Source organism: Allobosea sp. NPDC055594, from assembly GCF_053618995.1.
The window spans coordinates 1-2,366 of the sequence record NZ_JBSHIO010000044.1 but is presented as its reverse complement, the minus strand read 5'-3'; the positions used below and the strand labels follow the sequence as shown (position 1 = coordinate 2,366).

Below are 2,366 nucleotides of genomic sequence, written 5' to 3'. Positions count from 1 at the left end.
AGCGTCGCGTTCTCGGTGGCGGCACGCAGATAGGCGCCGAGCTTGGTCTTCTCGATCATGAACCAGGTCGCGAGGCAGACCGCGATCGAGGCGACAACCACCCAGGCGCGATAGGTCGGCAGGAACATGAAGCCGAGATTATAGCCGCCGCGCAGCGCGTCCGGGATCTGGTAGGGCAGGCCCGAGGAGCCATAGCTGTTGCGGAACAGCCCCTGGATGATCAGGGCGAGGCCGAAGGTCAGCAGGAGCCCGTAGAGATGGTCGAGATGGGCGATCCGCGACAGGAATAATCGCTCGATGATGACGCCGGTGAAGCCGACGAGCACCGGGGCCAGGATCAGCGCCGCCCAATAGTTCACGCCGAGATAGTTCAGGCACATCCAGGCGACGAAGGCGCCCATCATGTACTGCGCGCCATGGGTGAAGTTGATGATGTTGAGCAGGCCGAAGATCACCGCCAGCCCGAGGCTGAGGATGGCGTAGAACGAGCCGTTGATCAGGCCGAGCAGAAGCTGGCCGAACAAGGCTTGCGGCGGAATGCCAAGTAACTCGAACATGCGGATCTACCGTTCCCGACAACAGGCAATCCGGGGCCGTCTCGCGGCCCCGGAGCCTTGGATGGTGCGGAGGCTGTCGTCAGCCCCTCACTTCTTGACGAGCGGGCACTCGCTTTCGGAAAGCGGCTTGAAGGCGTCGTCGGCCTTCAGCACCGCGACCTGCTTGTAATAGTCCCACGGTCCCTTCGATTCCGACGGCTTCTTGACTTCGAACAGGTACATGTCGTGCATCTTGCGGCCATCGGCGCGGACCGAGCCCTTGCCGAACAGCGGGTCGTCCGTCGGCAGCTCCTTCATCTTTGCCATCACGGCGGTGGCGTCCTTGCTCTTGGCCGCCTCGATGCCCTTGAGATAGTGCAGCATGCCGGAATAGACGCCGGCCTGGACCATGGACGGCTTCTTGCCGCCATTGGCCTTGGCGAAGCGCTCCGACCAGGCGCGCGTCCCGTCATTATTGTCCCAGTAGAAGGCCTCGGTCAGGACCAGCCCCTGCGCCGTCTGCAGGCCGAGCGCATGCACGTCGGTGATGAAGACCAGGAGACCGGCGAGCTTCTGCCCGGCCGAGGTGATGCCGAATTCGCCCGCCTGCTTGATCGAGTTGATCGTGTCGCCGCCGGCATTGGCGAGACCGATGACCTTGGCCTTCGAGGCCTGGGCCTGGAGCAGGAAGGAGGAGAAGTCGGTGCCCGGGAACGGCGTGCGAACCGCGCCGACGACCTTGCCGCCGTTCTTGGTGACGATGGCGCCGGTGTCGCGCTCCAGCGCATGGCCGAAGGCGTAGTCGGCGGTCATGAAGAACCAGCTGTCGCCGCCGGCTTTCACCATGGCGCCGCCCGTGCCCTGGGCCAGCGCATAGGTGTCGTAGGTCCAGTGGATCGTGTTCGGCGAACAGGCCTTGCCGGTCAGGTCCGAGGAGGCTGCGCCCGAATTGATGTGGATCTTGTTCTTTTCCTTGGTGATCTGGTTGACCGCCAGCGCGACCGAGGAGGTCGGCACGTCCAGGATCGCGTCGACGCCGTCCTGATCATACCACTGCCGGGCGATGGTCGAGCCGACGTCCGGCTTGTTCTGGTGGTCGGCCGAGACGATCTCGACCTTGATGCCCTTCTCCGCCGCCTTGAAATCCTCGACCGCCATGCGGGCCGCGATCACCGAGCCTTCGCCGGAGAGGTCGGCATAGAGGCCTGAGCGGTCGTTCATTACGCCGACCTTGACGCTGGTCTGGGCCTGGGCGGCGCCGGCCGCCAGTGCGGCGAGCGCGGTCCCGAGAAGCAGTGCTGTAGTCTTCATGCCGTTCCTCCACCTTATGTCTTTGTTCTGGACTGGTTCAGACGCCGAGATAGCCGTGTAGCTTGTCGATATTGGCGTCGAGCTCCTCGTTCGGGATCATGTCGATCACCTTGCCCTGCTCGACGACGTAGTGACGGTCGGCGACGGTCTGGGCGAAGCGGAAGTTCTGCTCGACCAGGACGATGGTGAAGCCCTTCTGCTTGAGCATGCGGATGGTCGCGCCGATCTGGTCGATGATCACCGGGGCGAGGCCCTCGGTCGGCTCGTCGAGCAGCAGCAGATTGGCGCCGGTGCGCAGGATGCGGCCGATCGCCAGCATCTGCTGCTCGCCGCCCGAGAGCTTGGTGCCCTGGCTCCTCAGCCGCTCCTTGATGTTGGGGAAGAGCTCGAAGATCTGCGCGACCGAGAGCCCGCCAGGCTTCATCTGCGGCGGCAGCATCAGGTTCTCCTCGACCGAGAGGGTCGAGTAGATGCCGCGCTCCTCGGGGACATAGCCGAGGCCGAGCCTGGCGATGGCGC

The 2,366-nt window shown here is 64.4% G+C and carries 3 protein-coding genes; all 3 read right to left on the bottom strand.

Going from position 1 to position 2,366, the window contains the following annotated elements; genetic code table 11:
- Positions 1–557, bottom strand: a 557-nt coding sequence (locus tag ACWGRX_RS26845; RefSeq protein ID WP_452120047.1) for a branched-chain amino acid ABC transporter permease, incomplete at its 3' end; no start/stop codon positions are given.
- 87 nt (positions 558–644) lie between these two features.
- Complete coding sequence (locus tag ACWGRX_RS26840) at positions 645–1,847, bottom strand: ABC transporter substrate-binding protein (RefSeq protein WP_291633686.1); 1,203 nt, start codon at positions 1,845–1,847, stop codon at positions 645–647.
- A gap of 37 nt (positions 1,848–1,884) precedes the next feature.
- The coding region (locus tag ACWGRX_RS26835) for an ABC transporter ATP-binding protein (RefSeq protein ID WP_452120046.1) at positions 1,885–2,366 on the bottom strand (482 nt) is incomplete at its 5' end.